General features: G+C 72.7%; 13 protein-coding genes. 7 read left to right on the forward strand and 6 right to left on the reverse strand.

Annotation, left to right across the window (positions count from 1 at the left end; genetic code table 11):
* Positions 1-31: 31 nt before the first annotated feature.
* Positions 32-1,258, reverse strand: coding sequence for an enterobactin transporter EntS (gene entS / locus ACH34Q_RS09835; protein WP_395982497.1), 1,227 nt, complete (start codon positions 1,256-1,258; stop codon positions 32-34).
* A 96-nt stretch (positions 1,259-1,354) separates the two neighbouring features.
* Here entS and panD point away from each other — a divergent pair, with 96 nt between their 5' ends.
* Positions 1,355-1,762 carry an aspartate 1-decarboxylase gene (panD, locus tag ACH34Q_RS09840; protein WP_395982498.1) on the forward strand — a complete coding sequence of 136 codons (408 nt, stop codon included), beginning with the start codon at positions 1,355-1,357 and terminating at the stop codon, positions 1,760-1,762.
* Between the two features lie 3 nt (positions 1,763-1,765).
* Positions 1,766-3,346, forward strand: a complete 1,581-nt coding sequence (locus ACH34Q_RS09845; RefSeq protein ID WP_395982499.1) for a (2,3-dihydroxybenzoyl)adenylate synthase — start codon at positions 1,766-1,768, stop codon at positions 3,344-3,346.
* 77 nt (positions 3,347-3,423) lie between these two features.
* Here the strand turns inward: ACH34Q_RS09845 and ACH34Q_RS09850 are convergent, their stop codons facing one another.
* The gene (locus tag ACH34Q_RS09850) at positions 3,424-4,764 is read right to left on the reverse strand and encodes a salicylate synthase (RefSeq protein WP_395982500.1); all 1,341 of its coding nucleotides are present in this window, start codon (positions 4,762-4,764) and stop codon (positions 3,424-3,426) included.
* A 157-nt stretch (positions 4,765-4,921) separates the two neighbouring features.
* On the opposite strand from ACH34Q_RS09850, the gene ACH34Q_RS09855 reads away from it, so the two are divergent.
* From ACH34Q_RS09855 to ACH34Q_RS09875, 5 genes are all read left to right on the forward strand, one after another.
* Positions 4,922-16,942, forward strand: a complete 12,021-nt coding sequence (locus ACH34Q_RS09855; RefSeq protein WP_395982501.1) for an amino acid adenylation domain-containing protein — start codon at positions 4,922-4,924, stop codon at positions 16,940-16,942.
* A 125-nt stretch (positions 16,943-17,067) separates the two neighbouring features.
* Positions 17,068-18,072 carry an iron-siderophore ABC transporter substrate-binding protein gene (locus tag ACH34Q_RS09860; protein ID WP_395982502.1) on the forward strand — a complete coding sequence of 335 codons (1,005 nt, stop codon included), beginning with the start codon at positions 17,068-17,070 and terminating at the stop codon, positions 18,070-18,072.
* Between the two features lie 84 nt (positions 18,073-18,156).
* Positions 18,157-19,440, forward strand: coding sequence for a lysine N(6)-hydroxylase/L-ornithine N(5)-oxygenase family protein (locus ACH34Q_RS09865; RefSeq protein WP_395982503.1), 1,284 nt, complete (start codon positions 18,157-18,159; stop codon positions 19,438-19,440).
* Positions 19,437-19,640: an MbtH family protein gene (locus tag ACH34Q_RS09870; protein ID WP_395982504.1), complete on the forward strand. Its 204-nt coding sequence runs from the start codon at positions 19,437-19,439 to the stop codon at positions 19,638-19,640. Before ACH34Q_RS09865 ends, ACH34Q_RS09870 begins: the two co-directional genes overlap by 4 nt.
* A gap of 86 nt (positions 19,641-19,726) precedes the next feature.
* A complete protein-coding gene (locus ACH34Q_RS09875) occupies positions 19,727-20,434 on the forward strand; it encodes an NADPH-dependent F420 reductase (RefSeq protein WP_395982756.1) in 708 nt (235 codons plus the stop codon).
* On the opposite strand, the gene ACH34Q_RS09880 is transcribed toward ACH34Q_RS09875, so the two are convergent.
* Genes ACH34Q_RS09880 through ACH34Q_RS09895 form a run of 4 tightly spaced genes read right to left on the reverse strand, consistent with a single transcriptional unit; the run spans position 20,431 to position 24,248 of the window.
* On the reverse strand, positions 20,431-21,039 hold the full coding sequence (locus tag ACH34Q_RS09880) for a GTP-binding protein (RefSeq protein ID WP_395982505.1): 609 nt from the start codon (positions 21,037-21,039) through the stop codon (positions 20,431-20,433). The two genes, ACH34Q_RS09875 and ACH34Q_RS09880, sit on opposite strands and share 4 nt — an antisense overlap.
* Positions 21,020-21,397, reverse strand: a complete 378-nt coding sequence (locus ACH34Q_RS09885) for a DUF742 domain-containing protein (protein WP_395982506.1) — start codon at positions 21,395-21,397, stop codon at positions 21,020-21,022. Before ACH34Q_RS09885 ends, ACH34Q_RS09880 begins: the two co-directional genes overlap by 20 nt.
* A gap of 8 nt (positions 21,398-21,405) precedes the next feature.
* Positions 21,406-21,852 carry a roadblock/LC7 domain-containing protein gene (locus ACH34Q_RS09890; RefSeq protein WP_395982507.1) on the reverse strand — a complete coding sequence of 149 codons (447 nt, stop codon included), beginning with the start codon at positions 21,850-21,852 and terminating at the stop codon, positions 21,406-21,408.
* Positions 21,849-24,248 carry a nitrate- and nitrite sensing domain-containing protein gene (locus tag ACH34Q_RS09895; protein WP_395982508.1) on the reverse strand — a complete coding sequence of 800 codons (2,400 nt, stop codon included), beginning with the start codon at positions 24,246-24,248 and terminating at the stop codon, positions 21,849-21,851. The genes ACH34Q_RS09890 and ACH34Q_RS09895 overlap by 4 nt, the downstream gene beginning before the upstream one ends.
* Positions 24,249-24,315 lie beyond the last annotated feature (67 nt).

Consider the following 24,315-nt stretch of genomic DNA (forward strand, 5'->3'; position numbering starts at 1 on the left):
AGGCGAACACGCCACGAGTCAACGGGACGGGCTAGGTCGCCGTGTCCGGGGCCGGTTCGAACTCGGCCTTGCGGAGGCCGGTGAGGGACAGGGCCAGGGCGAGGGCGAGGACGGCGCTGACCGTTCCGTACACGACGATGGCGGCGCCGGGCGCGAGGTAGCGGCCGAGCGCTCCGGCGCCGAGCGAGCCGACGGCCTCGCCGCCGGTCTCCTGGGCGGACCACAGCGCGTTGACCCGGCCGAGGTAGGCGTCGGGCGTGTGGCTCTGGATCAGGCCGTAGCGCAGGATCTCCTCGATCGAGGCGACGAACCCGTACCCGAACAGGATCGCGACGGCGACCGCCGGATGCTTGGCGAGGCCGAGGACGGCGAGCGTCGCGAACCCGGCGACCGAGGCGATGAGCAGCGCCCGGCCCGGCGTGCGCAGCGACGACGCCCAGCCGCTGGTCACCGACGCCAGGACGGCGCCGCAGGCAGGCGCCGCGTATAGGAGCCCGACCGTCGTGGGTCCGCCGCCCAGGCTCAGCGCCGCGAACGCGGGCATGAGCACCGGGATGCCGCCCGCCACCATGAACAGCAGCCCGAGCAGCATCAGCGAGCCCACGACGCGATGGGACGAGACGAACCGCAGTCCCGAGACCAGCGATCTCAGCGGGCTCTCGTGCGCCTCCGTGGCGGGCTTGAGCGGTGGCAGCGCGGTCAGCATGAACAGCGTGCCGAACGTTCCGGCCGCGGCGGCCGCGTAGTTCCAGCCGACACCGAACGCCGACACCACCAGGCCGCCGATCGCGGGCGACAGCATCGAGCCGAGCCGTACGGTCAGCGCGTTGAGCGCGCCCGCCGCGACCAGCTTGTCGGGCCCGACGAGCGCGGGCGTGGCGGCCAGCAGCGCGGTGACGCTGACGCCGGTCGCCAAGCCGTCCCAGGCGGCGAGCAGGTAGAGCGCGGCCAGCGACGGGGACGGCAGGAACGCGTTGACGGTCAGCAGCAGGAAGCCGATGCCGGCGGCGGTACGGGCGCGCAGCATCAGCGTCCGGCGGTCGTACCGGTCGGAGAGCACCCCGCCCCACAGGAACCCGGCGAGGAGCGCGAACCCGCTGGCGGCGGCGACGGCGCCGACGTGCACCGTCGAGTCCGTCATCTCGTACACCTGCACCGGTACGGCGACCATGAGCATGCCGATGCCGACGACCGAGACCGTGCGGGCGATGAAGACGTTGCGGAACGGTCTGCTGGTGCGCAGGGGTGAGATGTCCATGGCAAGGCGGCGGAGCATTCTCGGGGTTCTCCTCGGCTGGGGGAGTAGCTAAGGTAAGCCTAGCCTTAGTTGTTCATGTTGGAGAGAGGCCGGCCAGTGCAGCGCATGCTGATGAACGGAAAGATCCATCGTGCCACCGTCACCCAGGCGGATCTGCACTACGTGGGTTCGCTGACGATCGACGCGGAGCTGATGGCCGCGTCCGACATCGTCGAGGGCGAGCAGGTGCACGTCGTCGACATCACCAACGGCTCCCGCCTGGTCACCTACGCCATCACCGGCGAGCCGGGCAGCGGGGTGATCGGGATCAACGGCGCGGCGGCCCGGCTGGTGCAGCCGGGCGACATGGTCATCATCATCACCTACGGGACGTTCAGCGAGAGCGAGCGGCGCGAGCACCTCCCCAAGGTGGTGCACGTCGACGCCGGCAACAACATCGTCGCGCTCGGCGACGACCCGGCCGAGCCCGTACCGGGCGCGGAAGCGCAGCTGGCGGGGCGCTGAGCCATGGACGGTTTCGTACCCTGGCCGGCCGAGCTGGAAGCGCGCTACAAGGACGAGGGCTACTGGAGCGACCGCCTGCTCGGCGGCGTGCTGCGCGGCGATCCCGAGCGCCTCGCGCTGGTGGCGGGCGACGACCGGCTCACGTACGCCGAGCTGGACCGGCGCGCCGACCGCGTGGCCGCCGGTTTCCTGCGGCTGGGCGTGAGCCGCGGCGACCGCGTGGTCGTGCAGCTGCCCAACACCGTGTCGTTCGTCGTGGTGTTCCTGGCCCTCGTACGGATCGGTGCCGCGCCCGTGCTGGCGCTGCCCGCCCATCGCGAGAGCGAGATCGGTTACCTGTGCGAGCTGTCGGAGGCGCGCGCGTACGTCATCCCCGACGTCGACGGCGGCTTCGACTACCGGACGATGGCCCGGACGACCGGTGTCACCGACGTCGTCGTGGACGGGGACGCGCAGGAGTTCACCGCGCTGGCCGACCTCGACATCGACCCGGACCCCGGCGCGGTCGCGGCCCAGCGCCCCGATGCCGCCGACGTGGGGGTCTTCCTGCTGTCCGGCGGTACGACCGGGCTGCCGAAGCTGATCCCGCGGACGCATCGCGACTACGTCTACAACCTGGAGGCGAGCGCCGAGGTCTGCGGCTTCACCCGGGACACGGTCTACCTGGTGGTGCTCCCGGCCGCGCACAACTTCGCGCTGGCGTGCCCAGGCATCCTCGGCGTGTTCGCGGCCGGCGGCACCGCCGTCCTGTCGCCTTCCGGATCGCCGGACGAGGCGTTCCCCCTCATCGAACGCGAGCGCGCCAACGTGTGCGCCGTCGTGCCGCCCATCGCCCTGCTGTGGCTGGACGCGGTGTCCTGGACCGACGAGGACCTGTCGTCGCTCCAGCTGCTCCAGGTGGGCGGCGCCAAGTTCGCCGCCGAGCGCGCCGCCCAGGTACCGGAGGTGCTGGGCTGCGCGGTCCAGCAGGTGTTCGGGATGGCCGAAGGACTGCTCAACTACACCCGGCTCGACGACTCCGCCGAGCTGGTCGAGCAGACCCAGGGACGGCCGCTGTCGCCGGCCGACGAGGTCCGCGTCGTGGACGGCGACGGGAAGGACGTCCCCGACGGCGAGGTGGGCGAGCTGCTCACGCGCGGCCCGTACACGCTGCGCGGCTACTACCGCGCGCCCGAGCACAACGCCCGCTCGTTCAGCCCGGACGGCTTCTACCGCACCGGTGACCTCGTACGGCGGCTGCCGACCGGGCACCTGGTCGTGGAGGGCCGCGAGAAGGACCAGATCAACCGGGGCGGCGACAAGGTGTCGGCGGAGGAGCTGGAGAACCACCTGCTGGCCCATCCGGCGATCCACGACGCCGCCGTGGTCGGCATGCCCGACCCCGTGATGGGGGAACGGACCTGCGCCTTCCTGGTCCTTCGAGAAGGTGGCGCGGCGCCGTCCCTGCGCGAGGTCAAGGACTTCCTGCGCGGGCGCGGGCTGGCCGCCTACAAGTTCCCGGACCGGCTCGAGACGATCGGGACGTTCCCGCGCACACCGGTGGGAAAGATCGACAAGAAGAAGCTGGCCGCCGGGCTGGGCTGAGCTCCGCCGGCCCGCCGGCCGGCGGAACGCCCTCCGCACCGATCGGTGGTGCGGAGGGCGTTCCGCTGGGCCTCGGCTCAGCTCGCCGGGACGACGTACGGGGCGATGCAGGAGAGCTTCTCGCAGGTCTCCTCGTACTCGCGCTCGGGCGTGGACCCGGTGACGATCCCGGCGCCCGCGCGCAGCCACGCGCCGCTCCCGTCGCTGTAGAGGGCGCGCAGCACCAGGGCGGCGTCCAGGGCGCCGTCATGCGAGATCGCGAGCACCGCGCCGGAGTACAGGCCGCGCGGCTCCTCCAGGCGGGCGATCGCCTCGATCGCCTCCCGCTTCGGGATGCCGGACGCGGTCACGCCCGGGAACAGCGCGTCCAGGGCCTCCCAGCTCGTACGGCCCGGAGCGAGCAGCCCGCTCACGCTGGAGCCGAGATGCTGCACGCTGCCGCGCTCCTTCACCGCCATGAACCCGGTGACCTGCACGGTGTCGGTCTCGCACACGCGGTAGAGCTCCTCCTGCGAGGTCCGGACCGAGACGGCGTGCTCGAAGATCTCCTTGGGGTCGGTCTCCAGCTCCCGCCGGGTCGCCGCGTCCGCGTCCCGGCCGCGCCCGAACGCCCGGGTGCCCGCCAGCGGCTGCGTCATCACGGTGCCGGTGCCGTCCACGCTCGCCAGTACTTCGGGACTGAATCCGGTGGCCTGGAAGCCACTGAGATCTAGCAGGAAGGAACGGGCCGGGGTGTTGGCGGTACGGCCGTGCACGTAGGTCGACACCACATCCACGGGGAAAGGAATCGGTAGCCGCCGGGAAACGATGACCTTCTGGTAGAGCCCGGCACCGATCTCCGCCACGGCCTGCGCGACCCGTGACCGGTAGCGGTCACCGTCGACCCGGACGTCGACCGGCGCCGGAGTGCCGACGCGCGGCGCGCCCGGCTCCGCCAGCAGCGCCGCGACCCGCTCGGCCTCCGCCGCGTCCACACTGGTCACGCGCGCCTGGCCGGCCTCGATCCGTACCTCGGTACGCGGGACGATCAGATGCGCGAGCCGCTGCCCGCGCGCGTCCCCGGCGAACTCGAAGGCGATCCATCCGTAGGCGTTCCAGGCCGGGAGCGGCGAGGCGCGGAACGCTTCGTCCAAGGCCTGCGACGGCCGTCCCGACCAGGGACTGACCACCGGTTCCCCGTCTCCCCAGCGTGCGTGCACCGTTCCGTTCTCGAGGATCACCTCGCCGAGCACGCCGCCCGCGAACGTCCAGCTTCCGGGTCGCTCGTAGACGACGTGGTCCGTGAAGAGCCCGCACTGGGCGAGCCGCGCCACGAGCAGCAGCGGATCCGCGCCGTCCAGCGGGACGCTCCGCTCGGCGGCGCGTTCGCCGACGCCGATCCCGCTGCCGATCTCGTCCGTGCGCACACCGAAGGACAAGGCACCCAACTCCTCTGTTTTCCGACCAACCGCCGCCGACCGAGGTTCCGGACGACCGGGTCATGCGATCAAACTTAGGTAAGGCTAACCTTGTGTGAAATTCGTAGGCAAGGCTAACCTAACCAACTGCGGTGTTCGGCGATCGAAAGAGTTGAGCGTGCGGGAGACGACGGCGGCGCGGCGGCGCGAGTTGATGCGGCGGATGATGGCGGAGGCGGGGCTCGGCCCCGACACCTCACGGATCGAACCCCGCGGGACGGACGGACCGGCACCCCTGTCGTACGCGCAGCAGAGCATGTGGCTGCACCACCGGACGTTCCCCGGCAGCCCCGCGTACAACGTCTGCCTGCTCGTGCGCATGTCCGGAACGCTCGACACCCGCGCCCTGCGCGACGCGCTCCGCGCCCTGATCCGGCGGCACGCGGTGCTGCGCACGGTCTACGCCGACGCGCCCGAAGCATCCGGCGGAGCCGTGCAGATCGTCACCGGCGACGACTCGCTCGACCTGGAGCCGCTCGACTGCGATGACGCGCCGGCGCGTGCGGAGGAGCTGGCGGCACGCCCGTTCGACCTGCGTACGGAACGGCCCATCCGGCTCGAACTGCTGAGCCTGGCCACCGGCGAACACGCACTGGTCCTCGTCGTCCACCACATCGCGTGGGACGGCATGACCTGGGGCTCGCTGTCGGGAGACCTGTCGGCCCTCTACCGCTCCGCGCTGTCCGGCGAGCCCGGCCCGTCCGCGCCGTCCATCCAGTACGCCGACTTCGCGGCCTGGGAGCAGGACCGGCCCCTGGCCGAGGACGACCTCGCGTACTGGCGCGAGCGCCTCGACCCGCCGCCCGCGCCGCTCGGCCTGCCCGCCGACCGCCCGCGCGGCGCCACCGTGTCCGAACGCGGCGGCCGCCGGGCCCGGCGCTTCGACGACGCCGTCACCGCCGGGATGCGCCGGCTGGCCGCCGAGGAGAACCTCACCCCGTACATGGTGATGATGGCCGCGTACGCGGTCCTGCTGCACCGCTACACCGGTGCCACCGACGTGTCGATCGGCTCCGCCGTCATGAACCGCGAGCACGCCGAGGTACAGCGCCTGGTCGGCAACTTCGGCAACACCCTCGCCCTGCGGACCGATCTGTCTGGAGCGCCCACGTTCCGCGAGGCCCTGCGCCGTGTCGGCCGCACGTGCGAGGAGGGCTTCGCCCACCAGGCGCTGCCGTACGACGCGATCGTCCGCGAGCTGCGCCCCGCCCGCACGCAGGGACGGTCCCCGTTCTTCGACACGATGCTGCTGTTCCTGGCCCAGGAGATCGGCGAGCTGGATCTGCCCGGCGTCACCACGAGCTGGACCCACATCCACAACGGCACGACCCACTTCGACCTCTCGCTCGAAGCGTTCGTCCGGCCGCAGGGCATGACGGTCGAGGCCACGTTCCGGCGCGAGCTGTTCGACGACGCGCGCATGGACGCGCTGCTCGCCCACCTGGAGACGCTGCTCGGCGCGGCCGTCACCGACCCGGATCGCCCCATCGCCGCCCTCGACCTGCTGACCGACACCGACCGCACGCTGGTCGCCGAGGCCAACTCCACGGCACGTACCGTCCCGGCCACCAACGTGGTCGAGCTGTTCGAGCGGCAGGCCGCACGTACCCCGGACGCGGCCGCCGTCGAGGGCGGCCCGGACACGCTGACCTACGCCGATCTGAACGCGCGGGCATCCGCCCTCGCCGATGTGCTCCGCGCACGCGGCGCCGGCCCAGGCGAAGTGGTCGCGATCGCGATGCCGCGTACGCCCGACCTGGTGGTCGCGCTGCTGGCGGTGCTGAAGTCCGGGGCGGCCTACCTTCCCCTTGACCTCGACCACCCCACCGACCGCCTCGCCTACATGCTGGACGACGCGGGCCCGCTCTGCGTCATAGCCACCTCCGACAGCGGCCACGTCCTGCCCGCAGGCGCCGACGTCCTGCTCCTGGACGAAGCCCTAGCGAACCCCGCCGAACGGTCGGCCCCGCCCGCGCTCTCTCCCGATGACCTCGCGTACGTCATCTACACGTCCGGGTCGACCGGACGGCCCAAGGGCGTGGCCGTTCCGCATGGGGCGCTGGCCAACTTCCTGCTGATGATGCGCGAGGAGCTGGCGCTCGACGCCGACGACCGGCTCGTCGCGGTGACCACGATCGCGTTCGACATCGCGGCGCTGGAGCTGTACGTGCCGCTGATCAGCGGGGCGACGGTCGCGCTCGCGGGACGGGCGGAGGTCCGCGAGCCGGCGGCGCTCGCCCGGTTGCTGGACGGGGCCACGATCGTCCAGGGCACGCCGTCGCTGCTCGGCTCGCTCGACCCGGCCGCGCTCAAGGGGCTGCGGGTGCTGGTCGGCGGCGAGGCGCTCCCGGCCGCGCTCGCGGACTCCCTGGTACGGGAGGCGGCGCGGGCGACCAACGTGTACGGGCCGACCGAGGCGACGATCTGGGCGACGCAGGCCGACCTGCCCTCCGACGGCATCGGACGACCGTTCTGGAACACGCGGGCGTACGTCCTCGACGCGTCACTGCGTCCCGCGCCGGTCGGGGTTCCCGGCGAGCTCTACCTGGCCGGGACTCAGCTCGCGCGCGGTTACGTGGGACGGCCCGATCTGACCGCCGAGCGCTTCGTGGCCGACCCGTTCGGCCCGGACGGCACGCGGATGTACCGCACGGGCGACCTGGCCCGCTGGACCCGGGACGGCTCGCTGGAGTACCTGGGCCGCACCGACGACCAGGTGAAGATCCGCGGATTCCGGATCGAGCCCGACGAGGTCCAGGCCGTCCTGGCCGCGCAGCCCGGCGTCGCGCAGGCGGCGGTCGTCGTCCGCGAGGACCGGCCAGGAGACGCGCGCCTGGTCGGCTACTACGTGGGCGAGGCGGCCGAGGGCGTGCTGCGCGACGCGCTCGCCGCAGCCCTGCCCGAGTACATGGTGCCGAGTGCCCTGATCGTCCTGGAGGCCTTGCCCCGCACGGTCAACGGCAAGCTCGACCGGGCCGCGCTGCCCGCACCCGAGGCCGGGGTGTCGGGTCGGGAGCCGCGCGACGCGCGCGAGGCCGCGCTGTGCGCGGTGTTCGCCGACGTGCTCGGGTACGAGCGGGTCGGGATCGACGACGACTTCTTCTCGCTCGGCGGGCACTCGCTGCTGGCCACCCGGCTGGCCGCCCGCGTCCGCGCGGTGATGGGCGCCGACCTCACCATCGCCGATGTCTTCGAAGCGCCGACCGTCGCCGGGCTCGCGCCACGGCTGGTCGAGGGCACGGGCTCCCGGGTCCGCGACGTCGTACGGCCCGAGGTGCTTCCGGTGTCCGCGGCCCAGCGCGGGCTGTGGTTCGAGGAGCGGCTGCGCGGCCCCTCGCCCGCCTACGCGCTCCCGCTGGGGCTGCGGCTGTCGGGTCCCGTGGACCCCGATGCGCTGCGTACGGCGTTCGGTGACGTCATCGCGCGGCACGAGGCGCTGCGGACGCTGCTGGTCGAGGGCGAGGACGGGCTGCCCGTCCAGCGGATCCTGGAGCCCGGCCCGTTCGCCTTCGAGGTCGTGGACGCGCGGGGCTGGTCGCCGGAACGGCTGGACGAGGCGCGCGCGCAGGCCGTACAGCACATCTTCGACCTGGGGACCGACCTGCCCATCCGGGCGACGCTGCTGCGGGTCGACGACGAGGAATGGGTGCTGGTCCTGCTCCAGCACCATGCCGCCGCCGACGAGTGGTCGTTCACTCCCCTCCTGGCCGACCTGTCCCGCGCTTACGTGGCGCGGCTGGCGGGCGAGGCGCCGGACTGGGCGCCGCTGCCGGTGCAGTACGCCGAGTACGCGGTCTGGCAGCGCCAGGCAGGCGAGCCGGAGGAAGGTCTCGAGTTCTGGGAGCGGGCGCTGGCCGGTCTGCCGGAGGAGACCGTCCTGCCGCTCGACCGGCCCCGTCCCGCCGAGGCGAGCCACGAGGGCGGGCTGGTGCCGTTCCGGCTGCCGCTCGACGGGGTCCGCGAGCTGGCGCGCGAGACCGGTACCAGCGTGTTCATGGTCCTGCACGCGGCCGTCGCGGCACTGCTGCAGCGGTCCGGCGCGGGCGACGACATCGCGCTCGGCTCGCCGATCGCGGGCCGTTCGGATGAGGACCTGACCGATCTGGTCGGCGTCTTCGTCAACCTGCTGGTCCTGCGTACCGACCTGTCCGGCGACCCGACGTTCGGGGACCTGCTCGACCGGGTACGGCGCGCCGACCTGGACGCGTTCTCCCATGCCGGGGTGCCGTTCGAGCGGGTCGTGGAACGGCTCGCGCCGGAACGGTCGCTGGCCCGGAGCCCGCTGTTCCAGGTGATGATCGTTCACCAGCGGCTGGACGACGTCCGGCTCGCGCTGCCCGGCGTCCGCGCCGAGCCGTTCCTGCCCGAGACCGGCGGCGTCAAGTTCGACCTCGATCTCTACTTCGCCGAGGGCGAGGACGAGGTGGAGGGCTTCGCCGCGTACGCGGCCGACCTGTTCGACGCCGGGACCGTCGCGGACCTGCTCGCCCGGCTGACCGGCCTCCTCGGCCAGGTCTCCGCGGACCCCGGCCGCCGGCTCTCCGAGCTGGGGACCCCGGTCGAGCACCCCGACACCGCACGTGACGTACCGGAAGGGACCGCCGCCGGGCTGTTCGAGGCTCAAGTGGCGCGCACCCCGGACGCGACCGCGCTCGTCTTCGGCGATACCCGGCTGACCTACGCCCAGCTGGACGAGCGGGCCGAGCGGCTCGCCGACCGGCTCGCGGCGGCGGGCGCGGGCCCGGAGCAGACCGTCGCCATCGCGCTGCCGCGATCGGACGAGTTCGCGGTCGCGCTGCTGGCCGTCCTCAAGACGGGTGCCGCCTACCTGCCGATCGACGTGACCTATCCGCAGGCACGGATCGACTTCATGCTGCAGACGGCCAAGCCGCTGCTGGTGCTGGGAGCGGACGAGCCGCCGTCGGACGCCCCGCCGCGCACCAGGCCGGACGTCCAGCCCGACCATCCGGCCTACGTCATCTTCACCTCCGGCTCCACCGGAACGCCCAAGGCCGTCGTCGGCACGCAACGGGCGCTGGCCAACCGGCTCGCCTGGGGCTCCGACCTTGCCGCGCCGGGTGTACGTGCCGCCAAGAGCTCGCTCGCGTTCATCGACGGCACCACCGAACTGCTCGGCGGCCTGGTCGCCGGGGACACCGTGGCCGTCGCCGACGACGCGACCGCCTCCGACGCGATCGCGCTGGCGGAGTTCCTCGACCGGCACGGCGTGAACACGGTGACGCTCGTCCCGAGCCTCCTGCCCGCGCTGCTGGAAGCCGGGGCAACCGAGTCCGTCACCACCTGGATCAGCAGCGGCGAGGCCCTCCCCGCCGCGCTTGCCGAGCGCACCCCGGGCCGCCTGATCAACCTGTACGGCTGCTCCGAGGCGGCCGGCGACAGCCTGGTCGCCGAGGCCGGGGGAGCACTGGTCCCGATCGCCAACACCACGGCGTACGTCCTGGACGCCGCGCTCCGCGAGGTCCCGGTCGGTGAGCTGTACCTGGCGGGCGACGGGCTCGCGCGCGGCTACCTCGGCGACCCGGCCCGTACCGCCGAACGCTTCGTCGCCAGCCCGTTCGGGCCGCCCGGCTCGCGGCTCTACCGGACCGGCGACCGGGTCCGGCGCCGCCGCGACGGCGGGCTGGACTTCCTCGGCCGGGCCGACGACCAGCTCAAGATCCGCGGCTTCCGGATCGAGCCGGGCGAGATCGAGACCGTGCTGGCCGCCCAGCCGGGCGTCCGCCAGGCCGCCGTGGCCGTCCACCCCGGCCCCCGGCTGGTGGGATACGTCGTTGGTAACACCGATGGCGGGGGCTCTGGGGGGTCGCCCCCCCAGAATGACACTGACGGGCTTCTCGAACGGCTCGGGGAGCTGCTGCCGGGCTATCTCGTTCCGTCCGAGCTGGTCGTCCTCGACGCGCTGCCGCTCAACCCGAACGGCAAGGTCGACCGGCGGGCGCTGCCCGAGCCCGGACGGCCTTCCGGAGGCCGCGCGCCCAACACGGGCAGCGAGGTCGTCCTCGCCGGGATCGCCGGGCACCTGCTCGGCCGCGACGACGTGACGGCCGACGACGACTTCTTCCGTACGGGCGGCGACAGCATCAGCGCCGCCCTGCTGGTGGCCCGCGCTCGCCGCGCGGGGCTGGCCTTCACCGTCCGGGACGTGTTCCGGCTGAGGACGGTCGCCGCGCTCGCCGGGGCCGCCACCACGGCCGGCGACGCAGCGGGGACGGCCGCAGGCCAGGGGGACGGGCCGTCCGAGCTGCCGCTGTCGCCGCTCCAGGAGGGCCTGCTCTTCCACCTGATGATGGCGGGCGAGGGCCGCGACATCTACGTGCAGCAGGCCGTGGTGTCGCTGTCGGGGCCCGTCGATCCCGACCGGCTGGCCGCCGCCGTGCGCGGCGTCCTGGAGAAGTACCCCAACCTGCGGGCCGGGTTCCGGGCCGATGGCGCGCGGACCGTGCAGTTCGTGCCCGGGACGTTCGAGGTGCCCTGGACGTACGCCGAGGTCGCGGGCGATGACGAGCTGGAGGAGTTCGTCGACGCGCAGCGGACCCGGCCGTTCGATCCGGGCGAGCCGCCGCTGATCCGGTTCGCGCTGGCGCGGCTGGGCGAGCACGACCACCGGCTCGTCCTGACCTCCGAGCTGATCCTGCTGGACGGCTGGTCCGGGGGCCTGCTGGTCACCTCGCTGCTGGAGTTCTACTCCGGCGCCGCCGCCGAGGCCGCCCGCCCGGTGCCGTCGTTCCGCGCGTACCTCGACTGGGTGAACGCCCGCGACCGGCAGGAGTCCGTCGACGCCTGGCGGCGCGAGCTGGAGGGCTTCGACGAGCCCGCGCTGCTGCGCCCCGGCCTGCTGGACCGTGCCGCCGACCTGTCCACCGCCGGCGAGGTGCACCGCGACCTGCCCGAAGGGCTCGCCGAACGGCTTGACGCTGCGGCCCGCGAGGGCGGGGTCACGCTGGGCACGCTGCTGGAGACCGCCTGGGGCCTGGTGCTGATGGGCCTGACCGGCCGCGACGACGTGGTCTTCGGTGCCTCGGTGTCGGGACGGCATCCGGACGTGGAGGGCGTCGAGTCGATCGTCGGCCTGCTCTTCAACACCATCCCGGTCCGGGTGCGCGCGGGCGCCGCCGACCCGCTGAGCGCGGTGCTGGAACGGGTACAGACCTCCCAGTCGGAGCTGTTCGACCACAACCACGTGGCGCTGGCCGACGTGCAGCGCGCCACCGGGCTGGGCGCGCTGTTCGACACCCTCTTCGTGTTCCAGAACTTCCCCGGGATGCCGACCGATCGCGGCTTCGGGCCGGACGGCGAGGTCCGGGTGCTGGGCCGCGAGGTCCGGGACGCCACCCACTACCCGATCACGATGGTCGTCGAGCCGGATGCGGCGCTACGAGTCATGTATCGCGGCGACGCCTTCAGCCACAACGAGACGGAGCGGATCACCGATCGGTACGTCCAGGTGCTGGAGCAGCTCGTCGCCGACCCCGGTACGACCTGCGGTCGCCTTGACCTGCTCGTTCCGGAGGAGCACGACCGGCTCCGGCGCGAGTGGGCCGAGGCGGAACGGCACGTACCGGAGCTGACCGTCGCCGAACTGCTGGCCGAGCAGGCCGGCCGGACCCCCGGCCGGACGGCGCTGGTCTCGCTGCCCGACGTCAGCCTCAGCTATGCCGAGCTGAACGCCGAGGTCAACCGCCTCGCGCGGCTGCTGCGGCGGAACGGCGCCGGGCCGGAACGCGTCGTGGCGCTCGCACTGCCGCGATCGGCGGAGATGGTGATCGCGCTGTTCGCCGTGCTGCGCACCGGCGCCGCGTACCTGCCGCTGGAGCTGGACTACCCGGCCGACCGCCTCGACTACATGCTCGCCGACGCCGCCCCGGCCTGCCTGGTCTCGCACGGGACGATCGCCGCCGGGCTCACGTTCGACGGCGCCGTGATCGAGATGGACGACCCGTCCGTACGGGCGGCCCTGCGCGACCTTCCCGGCGACGATCTCACCGAGGAGGAGTCGACCGGCTTCACACCGGGCACACCCGGCCGGATGGACCGGCCCGCGTACGTCATCTACACCTCGGGCTCCACCGGACGGCCCAAGGGCGTCGTGACGCCCTATCGCGGCCTGACCAACATGCAGTTCAACCACCGCGCCAACATCTTCGACCCGGTCGTCGCCTCGGCCGGGCGCGGGCTGCGGATCGCGCACACGGTGTCGTTCTCGTTCGACATGTCGTGGGAGGAACTGCTGTGGCTGATCGAGGGCCACGAGGTCCACGTCTGTGACGAGGACCTGCGCCGCGACGCCGAGGCACTGACCGCCTACCTGCGCGAGCACCGGATCGACGTCATCAACGTGACGCCGACGTACGCCCAGCACCTCCTCGACGAGGGCCTGCTCGACGAAGGACCCCGTGGTGACGAGCACAGGCCGCCGCTGGTGCTGCTCGGCGGCGAGGCCGTCCCGACGTCGGTGTGGGAACGGCTCGCCGAGGCCGACGGGGTGCTCGGCTACAACCTGTACGGGCCCACCGAGTACACGATCAACACGCTCGGCGGCGGGACCGAGGACAGCGCCACGCCCACGGTCGGCAAGCCGATCTGGAACACCCGGGGCTACGTCCTCGACGGCTGGCTGCGCCCCGTACCGCCGGGCGCCCCGGGCGAGCTCTACATCGCCGGAGCCGGGCTGGCGCGCGGCTACCTCGGCCGGGCGGACCTGACGGCCGAACGGTTCGTGGCCGACCCGTTCGACGAGAACGGCGGCCGCATGTACCGGACGGGCGACCTGGTGCGGGTCCGCGCGGACGGCAACATCGACTTCCTCGGCCGTACCGACGACCAGGTCAAGATCCGCGGCTACCGGGTGGAGCTGGAGGAGATCGAGACCGCGCTGGCCGCCGAGCCGGGCGTCGGGCAGGCCGCCGTGATCGCGGCCGACACCGACATGCCCGGCGTCAAGCGGCTGCTCGGGTACGTGGTGCCCGACGGGACGCGCGACGGCGCGGCCGACGAGCAGCTCGCCGAGTGGCGGCAGATCTACGACGCCGAGTACACCGAGGTCGGCACGGTCGTGCACGCCGAGGAGTTCGCGGGCTGGGACAGCAGCTACGACGGCGGCCCGATCCCGCTGGAGCACATGCGCGAGTGGCGGGAGACGACGGTCGAGCGGATCCGCGCGCTCGGCCCGCGCCGGATGCTGGAGATCGGCGTGGGCACCGGCCTGCTGCTGACCCGGCTGGCGCCGGACTGCGCGGAGTACTGGGGCACCGACTTCTCCGCGCCCGTGATCGGCAAGCTCCGGGACGACCTCGGCCCGGACTCGGACGTCCGGCTGAGCTGCCGGCCCGCGCACGACACCGGCGGGCTACCCCGCGAATACTTCGACACGATCGTCATCAACTCGGTGATCCAGTACTTCCCGGGCGCCGGCTACCTCGCCGACGTGATCGCCAAGGCGATGGACCTGCTCGTCCCCGGCGGCACCCTGTTCGTCGGCGACGTCCGCGACCTGCGTTCGGTCCGGGCGTTCCACTCCGCGATCCAGCTCGGCCGGGGCGGCGGCGACGTGGCCGCTGTGGACCGCGCCGTGCGGATGGAGAAGGAACTGCTCCTCGAACCGGCCTTCTTCGCCTCCCTCGGCGGGGCGGCCCGGGTGGAGGTACGCACCAAGCGAGGGCTGCACCACAACGAGCTGACCCGGCACCGGTACGACGTCACGCTCCGCAAGCCGTCGCCCGACCTTCCGCCCGTACCGGACGAGACCAAGGTCGTGGACTACACCGGACCGGAAGACCTGCCGTCCGCGCCGCCCGGCGTACCGCTGCGCGTACGAGGCATCCCCGACCCCCGGCTCGCCGGAGAGCTCGCCGCCCTGCGCGCGCTGGAGAACGGCGCGTCCCCGGACGCGGCACGCGACCTGCTCTGGAGCGTCGCCGGCGGGATCGACCCGGACAGCCTGTACGAGGTGGATCCCGATGTCGTGACGACGCCGTCCGGCGAGGTCGGCCGCTACGACGCCGTCTTCGGGGGAGGGGCGGCCCAGATGACGGCCGATCCGGATCGCAAGCCCTCCTCGTACGCCAACGATCCGGTCGCCGCACGCGATCACGGGGTGCTGGCCACGCGCGTCCGTGAGGGACTCAAGCGGAAGCTGCCCGGCTACATGGTGCCGAGCGCGATCCTCACGCTGGACGCGCTGCCGCTGACGGTCAACGGCAAGCTCGACCGGCGCGCCCTGCCCGACCCCGGCCAGGCGGGCGGCGGTGGCCCGAAGCCGTCTGGACGGGCGGCACGCACACCGGTCGAGCGCCTGCTGTGCACGCTGTTCGCCGAGGTCCTGGACGCCTCCGGTGTCGGGATCGACGACGACTTCTTCGACCTCGGCGGGCACTCACTGCTGGCCACCCGCCTGATCGGCCGGGCCCGCTCGGTGCTGCGGACCGAGCTCGCCATCCGCGACCTGTTCGAGGCGCCGACGGTCGCGGAGCTTGCCGGACGGGTCCACCAGAAGGCCGAAGGCGACCTGCGGCCGGTGCTCGCACCCGCCGATCCCCGTCCCGAGCGCGTTCCGCTGTCGTTCGCGCAGCGCAGGCTGTGGATGCTCGATCAGCTGCTGCGCGAGGACGACGGGCCGCGCGGCGCGTACCACCTGCCCCTCGCCGTCCATCTGCGCGGCGACCTGGACGTGGCCGCGCTTGAAGCCGCGATCGGTGACGTGGTCGCCCGGCACGAGAGCCTGCGAACCGTCTTCGCCGAGCACGACGGCGCCCCGTACCAGCGGATCCTGCCGCCGGACGAGGTGCGGCCGGTGCTGGAGATCGCGACCTGCCCGCCCGAGGACGTGATCGCGCGGCCGTTCGACCTGGCGACGCAGATCCCGTTGCGCACAGCGGTTTTCAAGACCGCCGCACACGAGCACCTGCTGCTCGCCGTCTTCCATCACATCGCGTTCGACGAATGGTCGTTCGGGCCGTTCGCGCGGGATGTGGCCGAGGCGTACGCGGCGCGGCTCGGCGGCGGGGACGCACCCGCGTGGGACGCGCCGCCCGTCCAGTACGCCGACTACACGCTCTGGCAGCGCGAGCTGCTCGGCGACCCGCTCGACCCGGGCAGCCTGCACGCGCGGCAGCTCGCCCACTGGGCGCAGGCCCTCACGGGCATCCCCGACGAGATCCCGCTCCCGGTGGACCGGCCCCGGCCCGACACGGTCGGCCAGCGCGGCGCCACGCTCACCGTGGACGTGCCGCCCGCGCTCCTGGACGGCCTGCGCGGGCTCGCTCGCGGCAACGGCGCCACGATGTTCATGGTGTGCCAGTCCACGGTCGCGGCGCTGCTGCACGGCATGGGCGCGGGCGACGACATCCCGCTGGGCAGCCCGGTCGCGGGACGTACCGACGAGGCGGCCGGTGACCTGGTCGGCTTCTTCGTCAACACGCTGGTGCTGCGCGCCGACGTCTCCGGCGACCCCTCGTTCACCGACCTGCTCGGCCGCGTACGGGACACCGTCCTGGCCGGGCTCGCCCACCAGGACCTGCCGTTCGAGGCCGTGGTGGAGGCGCTGCGGCCGCCGCGCGTCCCGGGCCGCAACCCGCTGTTCCAGGTGATGGTCGGGTACGAGAACCAGGGCGTCGGCGACGTCGTCTTCCCCGGCCTGGAGCAGCGCGAGGCGCTGTTCGGTCCCGGCGCGGCCAAGTTCGATCTGGACTTCATCTTCCGCGAGGGCCCCGGCTCGCTCCAGCTGATCGTGGACTACTCGGCCGACCTGTTCGACGCGGCCACGGTCGACACGCTGGCCGCGAGCCTGCTCGGGCTGATGGAGGCCGTCGCGAACGACCCAGCCGTCCCGGTCCGGGAGCTGCCCGCCGTGCTCACCGCGCGCAGCGTGACCGGCGACGTCGTCCGGAGCGCCGGCCGCCGGGGCGACGACCGCGAGGCCGCGCTGTGCCGGATCTTCGCCGAAGAGCTCGGTGTGGACGAGGTCGGCCCGGACGACGACTTCTTCGATCTCGGCGGCCACTCGCTGATGGCGATGAAGCTCGTCCGGCGGATCAGGCGCGAGCCGGGCTGCGCCGAACTCAAGATCGCCACCCTGCTGTCCGCGCCCACGGTCGCCCGCCTGCTGGACCGTCTCGGATGACCCCGCCCGCACCACCAGACCCGCTGCTCCCGGTCCCTGTTCGACACCCTAGGAAGGACAACCCCCGAATGAGGCGTATTTCTGTGGGGGGGCGACCCCCCACGCCCCCCGGTCAAAGCAGTTGGATGCGCCGACTGGCCGCCACCGGCGCTCTGATGCTGAGCCTCGGCCTGGTCACGGCCTGCGGCGGCGACGACGAGCCCACGGACACCACGGCGGGCGCCGGCGGCGGAGCGTTCCCGGTCACGCTGACGCACAAGCTCGGCACCACCACGGTCAAGGCGAAGCCCGAGCGGATCGTGGCCCTCGGCGAGGTCGACCAGGACACCCTGCTCGCCCTCGGCGTGCAGCCGGTCGGGATGACCGAGCTGGCCGGCGTCCAGGCCGACGGGCTCGCTCCCTGGTCCACGGCCAAGGTCACCGGGACCAAGCCCAAGCTGCTGAAGATCGGCGAGTCCGGCTTCAACCTGGAGGAGATCGCGGCGCTGCGCCCCGACCTCATCCTGGCCGGCGGCGACTTCACCATCGACAAGGAGTACGCCAAGCTGTCCAAGCTCGCGCCGACCACCGCGTACCAGACCGGCTTGGCCGAGGACTCCTGGCAGCAGATCACCCAGCAGGCCGCGCAGGCGATCGGACGCAAGGCCGAGGGCGACAAGCTCGTCGCCGACGTGGAGGCGAAGATCGCCTCGGTGAAGACCGCGCACCCCGAGCTGAACGGCAAGGGCGTCGCGTTCACCAGCGTCTTCCCGAACGGCAACATCGGCGTGATGAAGTCCAAGGAGGACACCAGCGTCAAGCTGCTGGAGCAGTTCGGGATGACGCTGCCCGCCGAGATCGCCAAACTGTCCGGTGAGGGCTTCGCCGCCGAGCTCAGCATGGAGAAGGTCTCCGTCCTGGACGTCGACGTCCTGATCAGCCACTACAACGACGACGCGGCCACCCAGAAGAAGATCGAGCAGAACAAGGTGTTCGCCGATCTCGACGTGGTCAAGCGCGGCGGGTACGTGGCACTGGACCTCAAGGGGTTCTGGCCGCTGCGCACCCCCACCCCGCTGTCCGTCCCGTACGTGGTCGACCAGGTCGTCCCGAAGATCGCCCAGGCCGCCAAGGCCGAGAAGACGGGCTGATCCCCGAGCCCCCGCGGCCGGACCGGCCGCGGGGGCGTTCCCGACACTTCCGGCACATTCCCGAGCATGACGTGAGAGGCGCACATGGCGACACCCGTCCATGACGTTGTGGGCATCGGTTTCGGACCCTCCAACCTGGCACTCGCGGTGGCACTGGAGGAGGAGTACGGCTCCGGCGTGGACGCGGTCTTCTTCGAGAAGCAGCCGGCCTTCGGATGGCACCGCGGCATGCTCATCGAGGGCGCCACGATGCAGGTCCACTTCCTGAAGGACCTGGTCACCATGCGCAACCCGGCGAGCCCGTACACGTTCCTGTCGTACCTGCACGCCAAGGGCCGCATGGCCGACTTCATCAACGGCAAGACGATGTTCCCGTCGCGGCTGGAGTTCCACGACTACCTGGAGTGGGTGGCCGGCGCGTTCGAGGGCCTGGTGCGGTACGGGTCGGAGGTCGTCGCGGTCCGCCCGTACGACGCCGGGACGCTGGAGGTCGTGGTCCGCCGCCAGGACGGCCTGCACACCTGCCTGACCCGCAACCTCGTCATCGGGGTCGGCCTCGAGCCGGTGCTGCCCGACGGCGTCCGCCAGGGCGACCGGATCTGGCACACCGAGGACCTGCTCACCCGGCTGGACGGGGTGGACGGCACCCCCGAGCGCTTCGTCGTGCTCGGCGCCGGGCAGAGCGCGGCCGAGGCCGTCGACCACCTGCACCGCACCTTCCCCGAGAGCGAGGTCTGCGCGGTCTTCGCCCGCTACGGCTACTCGCCCGCCGACGACAGCCCGTTCGCCAACCGCATCTTCGACCCGCTGGCCGCCGAGCACTACTTCCAGGCGCCCGCCGACGTGAAGACGATGCTGTTCGACTACTCCCGCAACACCAACTACTCGGTCGTCGACCTCGACCTCATCGACGAGCTCTATCGGCGCTCGTACGCCGAGAAGGTCTCCGGCGCCGAGCGGCTGCGCATCCTCAACGTCTCCCGCCTGGACGCCGTGCGCGCCGACGAGCGCGGCGTCCGGGTGGACGTGCGCTTCCTGCCGACCGGCGAGGTGACCCCGCTGGAGGCCGACGCCATGGTCTGCGCCACCGGCTACCGCGAGCGCAACCCCGTCGACCTGCTCGGCGAGGCCGGCGAGCACTGCCGCAAGGACGCCGAGGGCCGGCTGGTGGTCGAGCGCGACTACCGCCTGGCCACCGACCCGGAGTCCGCCTGGTCGGTCTACCTCCAGGGCGCCACCGAGCACACCCACGGGATCGCCTCGTCGCTGCTGTCGATGACCGCCGTCCGTACCGGAGAGATCGTCCGTTCCATCGCCGGGCGCGACGCCCGGGTAACCCAGCTCAGTCCAGAAAGGACGGCGCCATGACCAACCCGTTCGACGACACCGACGGACGCTTTCTCGTGCTGGCCAACGACGAGCACCAGCACTCGCTGTGGCCGGAGTTCGCCGCAGTGCCCGGCGGCTGGACCGCCGTGTTCGGCCCCGAGGAGCGCGAGCGGTGCCTGGAGTACGTCCGGCTCAACTGGACCGACCTGCGCCCGCGAAGCCTGGCCGAACGCTCCTGACCCCGGGTCGGTGGCCAGGAGAGGGCACTTCGCGGTGCCCTCTGGCGGGCGGCCGGCGCGCGGCCTAACGTTCGATCTTGACGGTGATGGACGGGATCGCCCGTCCGGCGTCCGGTCGAGGGGGCGGGGCATTGAAGATCGCGGTGCTGGGGACGGGAGAGGTCGGCCGCCGGATCGGCGGCAGGCTGGCGGGGCTGGGCCATCAGGTGACGCTCGGGTCGCGGACCGCCGCGAACGCGGCGGCGGCCGACTGGGCGCGGGAGACCGGCGGCGGGCACGGGACGTTCGCCGACGCGGCGTCGCAGGGCGAAATGGTCGTCAACGCCACCGGCGGGCTGGTCTCGCTCGACGCCCTCACCGCCGCGGGCGCTGAGAACCTGCGTGGCAAGGTGGTCGTGGACGTCTCCAATCCGCTCGACTTCTCCGGCGGCTTCCCGCCCAAGCTGGCCGTTCCTGAGGCCGGCAGCGTCGCCGAGCAGTTGCAGCAGGCGTTCCCCGAGGCCCGGATGGTCAAGACGCTGAACACGATGAACAACTCGGTGATGGTCCGGCCCTCGCTGGTCCCGGGGCACCACAACGTGTTCCTGTGCGGAGACGACGAGCCCGCCAAGGCCGAGGTCGCGGAGCTGCTGGGCTCGTTCGGCTGGGGATCCGGCCAGATCCTCGACCTCGGCGGGCTGTCCGCCGCGCGCGGCATGGAGGGGATCCTGCTGCTCTGGGTGACGCTGTACGGAAAGCTCGGTACGGGCGACTTCAACTTCTCGGTGGTGACCGGGCCCGGAACGGACGCTTAGGGCTGCGGTGGGCCGGCGTGCTGGAGGGCGTGCTCGACCATCGCGACCAGGACGTTCTTGGCGAGGTCCTTGCGGCGCACGTCGCACAGCATGACCGGGACGTGGGGGTCGACGTCCAGCGCGCCGCGGATCTCGCCGATCGTGTAGCGGCGCGCGCCGTCGAAGCAGTTGACCGCGACGATGAACGGGATCTCGCGCTGCTCGAAGAAGTCGATCGAGGCGAAGCTGGCGGTCAGCCGGCGGGTGTCGGCGAGCACGATGGCGCCCACCGCCCCGTAGGCGATCTGGTCCCACATGAACCAGAACCGCTCCTGCCCCGGCGTCCCGAACAGGTACAGCCGGACGCCGCCGCGGAAGGTCAGCCGGCCGAAGTCCATCGCGACCGTGGTGGTGGTCTTGCGCTCCAGGCCCTCGAGGTCGTCGACCCCGGTGCTCTTGTCGGTGAGGGTCTCCTCGGTCCGCAGCGGGCGGATCTCGCTGACCGAGCCGACCAGTGTCGTCTTGCCCACCCCGAATCCGCCCGCCACCAGGATCTTCAGCGTGTGGAGGGGGTCCTCGTCGACCTCGTCGGGGGACGCGAAGGTGTCAGATACGGCGAAGTTCATCGAGCACTCTCATCAGGATCCGGGCGTCGGGGCGCTCGGCCGCCGTCGCGGGCTGCGGCTGCCGCTCGATCAGGCCGTGCCGGCACAGGTCGTCCAGCAGGATCTGGACCACCCGGAGCGGGAGGTCGGCGTCCGAGGCCAGGTCGGCCGGGGTGGAGGGGCGCCGGCACAGCCGCAGCAGCAGCCGCTGCTCGCGGGTGAGCCGGATCCGCTCGCCGGGTTCGATCCCGGTGGCGACCAGGATGGCGACCAGGTCGAGGGGGGCGCCGCGCGGGCTGGTCCGCCCGCGCGTCATCGCGTACGGCCGTACGATCGGCCCGGCGTCCTGGCCGATCCAGCGCTCTCTCGGCGCGTCCATGCTGCCTCTCAGCCCGGCTCGGCGGTCGATCCGGTCCGCGCCTCCGCGCCGGAGTCGTCGGCGGTACGGGGCGCCGCCCCCAGCTGCCGCCGGACCCGCTTGATCAGCATCGCGGTCTCGTAGGCGACCAGCCCGGCGTTGCCGCCGGCGTCGCTCAGCACGGCCAGGCAGCTGCCGTTCCCGGCGGGCAGCACGAAGAACAGCAGGCCGTCGAGCTCCACGACGGTCTGCCGTACCTGCTTGGCCTCGAAGTGCTCGCGGGCGCCGTTGGCCAGGCTGTGGAAGCCCGACGACAGCGCGGCCAGGAACTCCGCGTCCTTGCGCGTGACCCCCTCCGAGCAGCCCATGACCAGGCCGTCGCGCGACAGCAGCACGGCCTGGTGGACCTCGTCGACCCGCTTCACCAGGTCGTCGAGCAGCCAGCCGAGTTCGCCGGCCGCCTGGCTCCGCGTCATCGTGGTCCCCGTTCGTCGCTCGGTTCGAGATCGGTGCCGTCCCCGTCGTCGCCGGGTTCCCTGCCGCGCAGCCAGCCCGACTGCAGCGACGACATCAGGTCGCGGCTGAGTTCGGGGGTGGGCTCCTCGAAGGCGTCGGGGTCCTCCTGCGGGGCGGGGACCGCCTGCGGGGCCTCGGATTTGGCGCGCAGCTGCGGCGCCAGGTTCTGCTGCCGGACGCGGCGGGGGAGCAGGCCGGTGAGTTCGCTGGACTCGGGCTCGAACTCCCCGGTCTCGGCGTCCCTCGACCACGGGCCCTCGCCCGCCCAGGGGCCGTCGCCGTTGTGGACGGGTGCGGGCAGCGGTGCCGCGGCGGCGGAGGCCGGTGTGTAGGAGGGCGGTCCCGGTACGGGCAGTGCGGGCCGGTCGATGCGCGCGGGGCGGCTCGTACCGGCGGCCACCGCCATGGACCGCCGCGGGGGGACGGCGTCCTGCGCGCGGTCGCCGTCCACGACCACGAGCGCGTTCGGGACCAGCACGATGGCCGTGGTCCCGCCGTACGGCGAGGACTGCAGCGAGACCCGGATGCCGTGCCGGGCGGCCAGCCGCGACACCACGAACAGGCCGAGCCGGTCGGTGTCGGCCAGGTCGAACTCGGCGGCGTGCGACAGCCGCTGGTTGAGCTCGGCCAGCTGGTCGGGCTGCAGGCCGATGCCCCGGTCGACGATGTCGATCGCCAGCCCGTTGGCGACGGACTCGGCCCGTACGGTGACCTCGGTGGCCGGCGGGGAGAACGTCGCGGCGTTCTCGATCAGCTCGGCCAGCAGGTGGATGACGTCGGCGACGACGTTGCCGGCGATCGCGGCCGGCGAGTTCGCCGTGACCTCGACCCGGGTGTAGTCCTCCACCTCGGCCAGCGCGGCGCGGACCAGGTCCTCGGCCGCCACCGGGTGGTCCCAGGCCCGCACGGTGGGCGAGCCGGACAGGATCACCAGGCCCTCGGCGTGCCGCCGCATGCGGGTGGTGAGGTGGTCCAGCCGGAACAGGTCCGCCAGCTCCTCGGAGCTGGACGCGCGCCGTTCCATCGAGTCCAGCAGCCGCAGCTGGCGGTGCAGCAGCGACTGGCTGCGCCAGGACAGGTTGATGAAGACCCGGTTGATGCCCTTGCGCAGCTCGGCCTCGCCGACCGCGGTGTCGACGGCGGTGCGCTGCACGGTGGAGAACGCCTCGGCGACCCGCGCGATCTCCCGGGTTCTGCCGCCGGCCATCGCCGGGGCCTCGGCGCCGACGTCCACGCTCTCGCCGCGGCGCAGCCGGGCCACGACCCGCGGCAGCCGCTCGTGCGCGAGTTCCTGGGCCGCCCGCTGGAGCGCCAGCAGCTCGCTGACCAGGGTGCGGGCGAACAGCAGCGACAGCAGGATCGACAGGGCCACGGCCAGCAGGCCGACGCCGCCCGCCAGGACGAGCTGGAGCACGATGCGCTCCCCGGCCGGCTGGATCTCGCCCCTGAGCGTCTCCCCGGCGGTCGTGCTGGCCTTGGCCCACTTGGGGGTGAGCGCGTCGATGGTGGGCCGCCACTGGGCGAGGCCGGCGGCGGAACCGGTGGCGGCGATCTTCTCCTCGAGCGTCCGGTAGGCGGTGTACTCGGTTGACGCCGCGAGTTGGCCGAACAGCGTGGCCAGCTCGCCGCCCAGCCCGGTCTGGGCGACGCCGAAGAGCTGGTTCCCGCTCCCGGCCCACCGGGCGAAGGCGGTGCGCGAGGCGGCGTTCATCCGGCCGTTCCGGGGAAGCGTCGACACCAGGGCGTCCTGGCGCAGCATGTAGTCCATGGACCAGTACGCGTTGGTCATGGCCACGGTCTGCCGGAACGCGTCGCCGTCGTCGATGCCCGCCATGGTGCTCAGCAGCCGCATCGTCGTCTCGGTGATCCGGCTGTAGCCCTCGATGACCTCCAGCGGCCGGACCTCGCCGGCGTCGACCTGGGCCCGCAGCGCGCCCAGCTCGTTGAACGACTTGTCGAGCCCCGCGATGTGCCCGGCGATCACCTTGCCGTCGGTCGCCGACCGGGCGGCGTCGGAGAAGGCCGTCTTGCGGAAGGCGCCCACCGCGGCGTCGGTCCTGGGCCTGATCTGCCGGTAGCGCTGCGCGCCCGCGCCGGGATCGACGAGGGCGGCGGCGGCCGTCGCGCGCTCCTGCTGGACCGTCGCGATGACGAGGCTCGCCGGTACGCCGACGTCCTCGTAGACCGCGTCGTAGTCGAAGCGCTGCAGGGCGGCCTCGAGCGTGAGGTTGGCGGCGAACCCCCACAGGGCCACCAGCGACACCAGCGGGACCAGCAGGAGCAGCGCGATCCGGCGCCGGATCGGCTGGGTGCGCGCACGGCCGCGCGAGCCCGCGCCATCGTCCTTGTCCGCCAACCGGCTCACTCCCCTGTTGAACTGCCCCGTTTCCGCAAACGGAGTGGAAGTGTACTTAGATGATCTT

It is taken from the genome of Actinomadura sp. 9N407 (assembly GCF_044326315.1).
In the GTDB taxonomy this organism is placed as follows: Bacteria; Actinomycetota; Actinomycetes; order Streptosporangiales; family Streptosporangiaceae; genus Spirillospora.

Coding starts and splice junctions, on each gene's coding strand:
- entS (WP_395982497.1), bottom strand. CDS start 1,258: ATGGACATCTCACCCCTGCGCACCAGCAGACCGTTCCGCAACGTCTTC.
- ACH34Q_RS09845 (WP_395982499.1), top strand. CDS start 1,766: ATGGACGGTTTCGTACCCTGGCCGGCCGAGCTGGAAGCGCGCTACAAG.
- ACH34Q_RS09860 (WP_395982502.1), top strand. CDS start 17,068: ATGCGCCGACTGGCCGCCACCGGCGCTCTGATGCTGAGCCTCGGCCTG.
- ACH34Q_RS09865 (WP_395982503.1), top strand. CDS start 18,157: ATGGCGACACCCGTCCATGACGTTGTGGGCATCGGTTTCGGACCCTCC.
- ACH34Q_RS09870 (WP_395982504.1), top strand. CDS start 19,437: ATGACCAACCCGTTCGACGACACCGACGGACGCTTTCTCGTGCTGGCC.
- ACH34Q_RS09875 (WP_395982756.1), top strand. CDS start 19,727: ATGGACGGGATCGCCCGTCCGGCGTCCGGTCGAGGGGGCGGGGCATTG.
- ACH34Q_RS09880 (WP_395982505.1), bottom strand. CDS start 21,039: ATGAACTTCGCCGTATCTGACACCTTCGCGTCCCCCGACGAGGTCGAC.
- ACH34Q_RS09885 (WP_395982506.1), bottom strand. CDS start 21,397: ATGGACGCGCCGAGAGAGCGCTGGATCGGCCAGGACGCCGGGCCGATC.
- ACH34Q_RS09890 (WP_395982507.1), bottom strand. CDS start 21,852: ATGACGCGGAGCCAGGCGGCCGGCGAACTCGGCTGGCTGCTCGACGAC.